This is a genomic window from Yersinia sp. LJYL362 (assembly GCF_048323875.1).
On the sequence record NZ_JBLWEX010000033.1, the window covers coordinates 1 to 8,758 of the forward strand.

Consider the following 8,758-nt stretch of genomic DNA (forward strand, 5'->3'; position numbering starts at 1 on the left):
GATTTTCACCCAGTATATCAATGCCGACTTCTTCCTTTACTTCGCGCTGGGCGGTTTCCAACGGCGTTTCATCACCTTCCAGACTGCCGGTGACCGACTGCCAAAAATCAGGATCATCACGCCGTTGTAACATCAACACCCGGCCACTGTTTCTGGCGTAGATCACCGCCAAAATAGACTCAGGCCGCTTATAATTCATTACTGATTCTCTTCTGCCGAGCTATCAGTGGCCCCTTTCTTCGCTACCACGCTGATAGACAGCTCTTGCAGTGAAGCAGGATTGGCAAAACTTGGCGCATCAGTCATCAGACAAGCCGCAGCCGTGGTTTTCGGGAAGGCAATAACATCACGAATGTTATCAGTACCGGTCAACAGCATAACCAGACGATCCAAACCAAAAGCCAGGCCCGCATGTGGTGGGGTACCGAATTTCAATGCATCCAGCAGGAAGCCAAACTTCTCACGCTGTTCTTCTTCATTGATGCCCAGAATACCAAACACTTGTTGCTGCATTTCAGTGCGGTGAATACGCACTGAACCGCCACCCACTTCGTAGCCGTTAATGACCATATCGTAAGCATTGGCGATAGCGGTAGTCGGTGCCGCAGCCAGTTGCTCCGGGCTCATGTCTTTAGGTGCAGTGAACGGATGATGCATGGCAGACAAGCCGCCTTCGCTATCGTCTTCGAACATTGGGAAGTCAACGACCCACAACGGTGCCCATGAATCCAGTTTGGTCAATCCCAGGTCACGGCCGACTTTTAGACGCAACGCGCCCATCGCATCCGTCACCACTTTAAAGCTGTCAGCACCAAAGAACAGGATATCGCCGCTTTCAGCCTGAGTGCGGGCCAGAATAGCTTCCAGCACATCAGCACTGAGGAACTTAGCGATTGGGCTTTGTACCCCCTCAACGCCAGCAGCACGATCATTAACTTTCAACCATGCCAAGCCTTTCGCACCATAAATACCGACAAACTGACCGTATTCATCAATTTGCTTACGCGTGACCTGCGCGCCACCCGGTACCCGCAATGCTGCGACACGGCCTTTGGCATCATTGGCTGGGCCGGAGAAGACTTTAAACTCGACATCTTTAACTAAATCAGCGACATCCACCAATTCCATTGGGTTGCGCAGATCCGGCTTATCAGAACCGTAGCGGCGCATAGCTTCGGCAAAGGTCATCACCGGGAAATCACCGAGATCGACGCCTTTGGTTTCCTGCCACAATTCGCGCACCAGTTTCTCCATCACTTCACGCACTTGGTCGGCGGTCATGAAAGAGGTTTCAACATCGATCTGAGTAAATTCTGGCTGACGGTCAGCACGTAAATCTTCATCACGGAAGCATTTTACAATCTGATAGTAGCGATCAAAACCAGACATCATCAGCAGTTGTTTGAACAACTGCGGTGACTGTGGCAGTGCATAGAACTTGCCTTTATGTACACGGCTTGGCACCAGATAGTCACGCGCACCTTCCGGCGTCGCTTTGGTCAGCATCGGGGTTTCAATATCCAGGAAACCATGGCTGTCCATGAAGCGGCGCACAAAGCTGGTAATTTTAGCGCGCGTTTTCAGGCGATCGGCCATCTCAGGGCGACGCAAATCCAGATAGCGATATTTCAGGCGCTGCTCTTCGCTGTTAGTCTGATTTGAGTCCAGTGGCAACGGCTCAGAACGGTTGATAATATTCAGTGTATTGGCAAAGATTTCCACTTCACCGGTCGACATATCTTTGTTGATTTGGCTGTCAGGACGTGCGCGCACAGTACCGGTAATCTGGATACAGAACTCATTGCGCAGTTCAGAAGCTTGCTCGTAAGCGGCTTTATGGTCGGGATCGAAGAATACCTGAACAATGCCTTCGCGGTCACGCATATCAATAAAAATCAGGCCACCGAGATCACGACGACGGTTAACCCAACCACAAAGTGTCACTTCTTGGCCAACATGGGACAGATTCAACTGCCCGCAATACTCAGTACGCATACAATATCCTTTTACTCAGCCGATGCCGCACGCGTTATGCACTGCCCGTGCGGCTATTTTCTGATGAGCCCTAATTTGAGCCTCAGCTACTACTGTCTGGTTTACTTTTATTATCTGGTTTGCTGTTACTGCCCGGCTTGAAATCTGTCGCGTACCAACCGGTGCCTTTCAATTGAAAGCCGGCCGCAGAGATAAGTTTCGATAACGCGGGCTGATGACACGCAGGACATTGAGTCAGTGGCGCGTCGGAAAATTTTTGCAATTTCTCTAATCGATGGTTGCAAGCGCTACACGCATATTCATATATAGGCATAGGTATTTTGGATTAAAGAGTGTTGAAAAAAGGGGGTCATTATAAAGGAAATTCGTGGCGTAGATAAGAGCGAACGCACAGCTCAGGCACGACAAAACCTCTTTCAGTACTGTTTTAACACATCATTTAACAAAATTATCTCCTCACAAGGACGTCCCGATAACATATGTTGGCATAAACTGGTCAGCAGATTAAGTTTATCGTCCAGAATTTATCCAATGATACCGAGGCATAACACCATGAAACTTGATGCAAAAACCACCGCATTGGTACTAATTGATTTGCAACAGGGAATTTTACCCTTTGCTAAAGGCCCTTACAGTGCAGAGCAGGTCGTCGCGACCAATGCTGGCCTGGCAGAACGCTTTCGTAAGCTCGGTGCCCCTGTGGTTTTCGTGCGCGTGGGTTGGTCAGATTCATTTGCTGAGGCGCTGAAACAACCGGTCGACCAACCTAGCCCAAGTCCGGCAGGTGGTTTACCTGAGTCATGGTGGACTTTCCCGTCAGAACTTGCAGTTACAGATAGCGATATCAAAGTAATAAAACACCAATGGGGGGCGTTTTACGGTACCGATTTAGATTTACAACTGCGTCGCCGCGGGATCAAAACCATAGTGCTGGCGGGAATTGCCACCAATATTGGCGTTGAATCCACCGCCCGCGCCGCCTGGGAGCACGGTTATGAACTCGTGATTGCAGAAGATGGTTGCAGTACTGCCAGCACTGAAATGCAGCAATTCGCGGTTGAAAAAATCTTCCCCCGCATCTCCCGCGTACGCAACAGTACCGAGATCCTTGCAGCCCTGAGCGCGTAACGTTAAATTTGTGCTAACTGCGACTTGTAGCGCCAAGTAAGAAGGGTAAAAGATGTATATAGGACTGCCGCAATGGCAACACCCAACCTGGAACCGTTTGGGTATCAAGGACTTGGCTGATTACAGTCGCTACTTTAACTGTGTTGAAGGGAATACTACTTTTTATGCACTGCCACGGCTGGAAATAGTACAACGCTGGCGCGATATGACGCCCGATAACTTCCGCTTTTGCTTTAAATTCCCGGCGACAATCAGCCATCAAGCGGCTCTGCGTGACTGTGATAAGGATCTGCAAGCCTTTTACCAATGTCTGTCCCCGCTGCATGATCGGATTGGACAATTATGGTTACAGCTACCCGCCGCTTTCGGGCCAAATGACCTCCATCGTTTATGGCAATTTATTGATAAATTGCCGGCGGGTTTCCATTATGGCGTGGAAGTGCGTCACCCAGAATTTTTTGCCAAAGGTGATGCCGAACGCGCGCTCAACCAAGGCTTGCACCAGCGAGCAGTCAATCGAGTGATGCTTGATAGCCGCCCTATTCACGCGGCGAAGCCTCTCACTGAAGCGGTTCGTGACGCGCAAAGTAAAAAACCGCGCCTTCCTGTGCACGCGATCGTCACCGGCAGTCAGCCGTTGGTACGCTTTATTGGTGGTGACCAATGGGAGGATAACCTGGCATTGTTTGCGCCTTGGTTGCAAAAACTACCGCTATGGGAACAACAGTATCAGCCCTATGTTTTCATTCACACACCAGATAACAGCGACTCCCCCCAACAAGCACAAAAGATTTGGCAGCAATTAGCCACCGTGATTGCCACCTTACCCCCAGCCCCAGATTGGCCGGAACAAGATACGCTGTTTTAACCCTGACTGTGCATTTTTCACCCAAACACAGCACTACCTACAGGTCATGTTTATCCCTGTCTTACAAGTTCATCATTCCAAACACTAAACCGAGTATCAAGAAATGTGATTCCTACCATTTTTCTAGCGACAGTAACACGGTAGGCGGTTATCATTATCTGGCCAGTCTATGTTGGGCAATGGAGTTAAAAATGGTTAGCTCGCTTTATGTGGTGTTGGGCGCACTGTTATTGATCAAGCTTTCATTTGATGTAGTTAAATTGAGAAATCAGTACCGAGTCGCTTATGGCGACGGTGGTTTTTATGAATTACAAACCGCCATCCGTGTACATGGCAACGCTGTGGAATATATTCCTATTGCTGTCATTTTACTCATTATGATGGAAATGAACGGTGCTGAAACATGGATGCTCCATATCTGTGGATTGATGCTGATAGTTGGCCGCCTGCTACATTATTATGGTTTACGTCATCGCGAAATTCGCTGGCGCCGCTCCGGGATGAGCGCCACCTATGTTTCGTTGGTTTTGATGATTATTGCTAATATTTACTACCTGCCTTGGGATCAGATTTTCAGCCTGACCTAATAGGCCTGTTCGGATTGTTGCTCGGTTCCCAAACGGAACACAGTTAGTTCGGGCGGCTAATTGCCGCCTTCATGCCTGCCCTCACCTCTCGACTATCCACTCGCGCTTTATCGCGCTCATTTGTTCTGTTTTCTGTTATAATACGCGCCTTTAATTTCTTGTTCATTTCTTACTTAGTCAATGACAGCCATGCCAAAACGCGAAACGCAATCTCTACACGATACGCAACAGCAACCTGGGCCAACAGCGCCACAGCGTGATAGCCTGTTTGCTGCCCCTATTGCCAAGTTAGGTGACTGGACTTTCGACGAAAAGGTCGCTGAAGTCTTCCCTGATATGATAAGCCGATCGGTGCCCGGCTATTCCAACATCATCTCGATGATAGGCATGCTGGCTGAGCGTTTTGTGCAACCCAATAGCCAGATTTACGATCTTGGCTGCTCACTCGGTGCGGCAACACTGTCAATGCGGCGTAATATCAAAGTCGAAGGCTGTAAAATTATTGCCGTGGATAACTCACCGGCAATGGTTGAACGCTGCCGCCGTCATATCGATGCCTTCCGGGCAGAAACGCCAGTAGACGTGGTGGAGTCCGATATTCTGGATATCCAGCTTGAGAATGCCTCAATGGTGGTGCTTAACTTCACGCTGCAATTCCTTGAGCCAGCGGATCGCCAACGGCTGCTCAATCAGGTATACCAAGGGCTACGCCCAGGTGGTGCCTTGGTGCTGTCAGAGAAGTTCAACTTTGAAGATAATGATGTTGGTGAATTACTGTTCAATATGCATCATGATTTTAAGCGTGCGAATGGCTATAGCGAGCTGGAAATCAGTCAGAAACGTAGCATGCTGGAGAATGTCATGCTGACGGATTCGGTTGAAACCCATAAAAAGCGTCTGCATCAGGCCGGTTTCGAGCACGCGGAAGTGTGGTTCCAATGTTTTAATTTTGGTTCGTTAATTGCCCTGAAAGCGGGAGAGGCTCAATGATTGAATTTGGCGATTTTTACCGGCTGATTGCCAAAGGCCCGCTAAGCCCATGGCTAGACACCCTGCCCGCTCAGCTCAGTGCCTGGCAGCGCGAATCATTACACGGTAAGTTTAAAACTTGGTTTAACGCTGTTGAGCACTTGCCGCAGCTCACGCCAACCTCGCTGGATTTACGCGAGGGTGTGCGGGCAGAGATGACTCCGCCGATTTCAGCGGGGCAACGTGAAGGGATGGAAAACATGTTGCGCGCCCTGATGCCCTGGCGCAAAGGTCCCTTCTCTTTGTATGGGTTAGATATTGACACTGAATGGCGTTCCGACTGGAAATGGCAGCGAGTTTTGCCACACATCAGTCCACTAGCAGGTCGCACTATTCTGGATGTCGGGTGTGGCAGCGGGTATCACTTATGGCGCATGATTGGTGAAGGTGCACATCTGGCGGTGGGAATCGACCCAATGCAGCTATTTTTATGCCAGTTTGAAGCTATTCGTAAATTGCTTGGGGGTGACCAGCGAGCCCATGTGTTGCCATTAGGTATTGAACAACTGCCGGAACTGGCGGCCTTTGATACCGTATTCTCAATGGGCGTGCTGTATCATCGCCGTTCACCGTTGGATCACCTCTATCAACTTAAAAATCAGTTGGTTAATGAGGGAGAACTGGTGCTTGAGACCTTAGTGGTCGAAGGTGATAGCCAGCAGGTATTAGTGCCCGGTGATCGGTATGCTCAGATGCGGAATGTGTATTTTATTCCCTCGGCCCCAGCCCTGAAAGCCTGGCTGGAAAAATGTGGGTTTGTCGATGTCAGAATTGCCGATATGGCCGTGACCACTACCGATGAGCAACGCCGTACCGATTGGATGACCAGTGAGTCATTAGCTGAATTCCTCGATCCGAACGATCCCACTAAAACGGTTGAAGGTTATCCGGCCCCACTCCGAGCGGTACTCATCGCCCGTAAACCATAAAAAAACCCCGGTCGGATTGGCCGGGGCATTGACAACTTTACCACTGCAAATGCGCAAAATCTAAGCAGATTGTGGTAATGGCGCGCCCATCACCAACAAACTTTTCATCGCTTCAACCACTTCACCGTCTACACAATAATGAGCAAACTCATCAACATCGCTGTCGGCGCACATTGTCACACCCGCTTTGCGGTATTTCATCGTTGACGGCACAGTTCGGCCAGCAGAGCTGTGAAGCTCCCGAATACCGGCATCAATAAATTTCTGCATATTCGTGAGACGAACCCCCGCCCCGGCCATGATAATCGGTCCTTGCCCCTGAGTGGCGGCAACTAAATCTTTCAATAATGCCAGCCCCAACTCAGCATTCTGTTGCTGACCTGAGGTTAAAATTCGCGCCACATTCAGATCCGCTAATTGTTGTAACGCAATCATTGGGTTCTGACACATATCAAATGCCCGATGGAAAGTGACCGCCAATGAGCCACTAATAGACATAATTTCTCGCATCCGGCGCATATCAATGTGACCATCAATATCCAGCACGCCCACGACCACCCCGGCAAACCCCATATCACGGATTCTGGCAATATCATTTTTAATGATGGCGAAATCATTGTCGCTGTAGCAAAAATCCCCCCCGCGCGGGCGAACGATTGGGTGTACGGGAATGGTAACCGTCTCTCTGGCCTGCATTAATGCACCGATGCTCGGCGTTAAGCCCCCTTCGGACTGACCGCAGCATAATTCAATCCGGTCGGCTCCTGCCTTTTCTGCTATTTGCGCGCAATCCACGCTATAGCAACAAATTTCCAATTTAGTCATTCTCTCCCCCGTTTGACGGATGCCACTGCGGCAGTAAATACCCTATGACTTCTCAGCATATAAATATCGGCTTAATAGTTAATCGACTAAATAACAGGCTAAATAATGTCTCACACTAAAAAAGCGTTAATCAAGCACACTGAAGCATTCACTATGGCACTCATTTTGAATCCATGAGTAGACGCCAGTCACAGTGATAACCATAAGTGATAGTCGGTATCGAAATAAATAACCCATATACGTTAGCCATTACGCTCACTAGCTACAATTTGCCGCAAAGTATAAGGGTGAAACTTAATGGTTATCTCACCATCACTCACCGCAAATGTTGGATTGGCTAAGCGCTCATGCTCGCCTTGCGGAGAACTAAACTTAGTCGTAACCCCCTCTGGCAGGGTAGTCGGTAATAAGGCGCGAGCCCGCTGCATCAAGGTTTGTGGGTCACCCGGTAGTACCAGTTCAACATGTTCCCACCCTTCATGGGGATAATATGTTTTCCCCGGATAAGGTAATTCCACACAATCTATTTGCCAAGGCCCAACAACTAGTGGTGGCGTTAAATCGAACAAACAAATAGATCGGCCATTAATTTGTGTTTCGGACATCAAATTGCCACATTGCTGTAAACCACTGCGCCAGCGTTGTGCCGTTTCTGTTTGATGACACCGCAATGAAATATGGTCAGCACTGAATTGCGTCAAATCCAGATTTAATTTAGCCGCGAAAACAACCAGCTTTTGTTCAAAATAGGGCAAGTCTGTTAATAAGTCCGATAATTCGACGATATCTTTCAGGCTGCTCATTTTATTCTCCTGTTAACTGTTATTTCCGGCATTGAAGCGGCCATAATCTACAGTTATTAGTTCTAATCAGCCATATTTAATCTATCCCCGTCATTCTTCAAGCTGCATGCGCGTTGGCTGCTCTCGCTCACTCGAATTATCCAGGGTACATACACACAATAATCCGCTATTCCATTTATGACAGTAACCACCGGCCTGATGCTGACGTCGGGGGCCAAATATGGTATAAATCCTGCCATCTTGTGACTCACGCTCTGCCAAACCTTCCCGCTGCTGGCGTGATAGGTTTTTTGGCCCCGTTTGAATTAACTGGCACAGAGATGCTCGTGTGCGTCATTAATATGTTTTTTGTGCGTAATTAAGGTAACCCGGTGAATATTCAGGCTCTTCTCTCAGATAAAGTCAGCCAGGCGCTGATTGCAGCAGGTGCTCCAGCAGGCAGCGAACCTCAGGTTCGCCAATCTGCCAAAGCTCAATTTGGCGATTATCAAGCTAACGGTGTGATGGCCATTGCCAAAAAACTTGGCATGCAGCCCCGACAACTGGCAGAAAAAGTCATTGAACTGCTCGATCTTGACGGTATTGCCAGCAAAG

The 8,758-nt window shown here is 48.9% G+C and carries 10 protein-coding genes and 1 pseudogene; 6 read left to right on the forward strand and 5 right to left on the reverse strand.

Translation table 11 applies throughout. The annotated features are described in order from the left end of the window. The 3 genes from ACNSO8_RS01300 to ACNSO8_RS01310 all read right to left on the reverse strand — a co-directional run. On the reverse strand, positions 1-199 hold a 199-nt coding region (locus ACNSO8_RS01300), incomplete at its 3' end, for an NUDIX domain-containing protein (RefSeq protein ID WP_418393590.1). After that, positions 199-1,995, reverse strand: coding sequence for an aspartate--tRNA ligase (gene aspS, locus ACNSO8_RS01305; RefSeq protein WP_019083210.1), 1,797 nt, complete (start codon positions 1,993-1,995; stop codon positions 199-201). The genes ACNSO8_RS01300 and aspS, both read right to left, overlap by 1 nt. An 82-nt stretch (positions 1,996-2,077) precedes the next feature. Next, positions 2,078-2,308: an FmdB family zinc ribbon protein gene (locus ACNSO8_RS01310; RefSeq protein WP_005165975.1), complete on the reverse strand. Its 231-nt coding sequence runs from the start codon at positions 2,306-2,308 to the stop codon at positions 2,078-2,080. 239 nt (positions 2,309-2,547) lie between these two features. Here ACNSO8_RS01310 and ACNSO8_RS01315 point away from each other — a divergent pair, with 239 nt between their 5' ends. From ACNSO8_RS01315 to cmoB, 5 genes are all read left to right on the forward strand, one after another. Beyond that, complete coding sequence (locus ACNSO8_RS01315; RefSeq protein ID WP_005169172.1) at positions 2,548-3,123, forward strand: hydrolase; 576 nt, start codon at positions 2,548-2,550, stop codon at positions 3,121-3,123. Positions 3,124-3,175: 52 nt separating this feature from the next. Continuing rightward, on the forward strand, positions 3,176-3,991 hold the full coding sequence (locus tag ACNSO8_RS01320; protein ID WP_019079634.1) for a DUF72 domain-containing protein: 816 nt from the start codon (positions 3,176-3,178) through the stop codon (positions 3,989-3,991). 191 nt (positions 3,992-4,182) lie between these two features. Further along, on the forward strand, positions 4,183-4,578 hold the full coding sequence (locus ACNSO8_RS01325; protein ID WP_005165969.1) for an MAPEG family protein: 396 nt from the start codon (positions 4,183-4,185) through the stop codon (positions 4,576-4,578). Between the two features lie 189 nt (positions 4,579-4,767). Further along, positions 4,768-5,568, forward strand: coding sequence for a carboxy-S-adenosyl-L-methionine synthase CmoA (gene cmoA, locus ACNSO8_RS01330; RefSeq protein WP_005169166.1), 801 nt, complete (start codon positions 4,768-4,770; stop codon positions 5,566-5,568). Then, positions 5,565-6,536 (forward strand): tRNA 5-methoxyuridine(34)/uridine 5-oxyacetic acid(34) synthase CmoB, encoded by a 972-nt coding sequence (gene cmoB, locus ACNSO8_RS01335; protein WP_046050819.1) that lies wholly within the window; start codon positions 5,565-5,567, stop codon positions 6,534-6,536. The genes cmoA and cmoB overlap by 4 nt, the downstream gene beginning before the upstream one ends. A gap of 60 nt (positions 6,537-6,596) precedes the next feature. Here the strand turns inward: cmoB and cutC are convergent, their stop codons facing one another. Further along, on the reverse strand, positions 6,597-7,361 hold the full coding sequence (gene cutC, locus ACNSO8_RS01340; RefSeq protein ID WP_019079636.1) for a copper homeostasis protein CutC: 765 nt from the start codon (positions 7,359-7,361) through the stop codon (positions 6,597-6,599). Between the two features lie 242 nt (positions 7,362-7,603). Beyond that, on the reverse strand, positions 7,604-8,164 hold the full coding sequence (locus ACNSO8_RS01345) for a VOC family protein (RefSeq protein ID WP_019079637.1): 561 nt from the start codon (positions 8,162-8,164) through the stop codon (positions 7,604-7,606). Positions 8,165-8,535: 371 nt separating this feature from the next. Between ACNSO8_RS01345 and ACNSO8_RS01350 the strand changes: the two are divergent. Next, positions 8,536-8,758, forward strand: a pseudogene (locus ACNSO8_RS01350) (arginine--tRNA ligase); the annotation flags it as partial.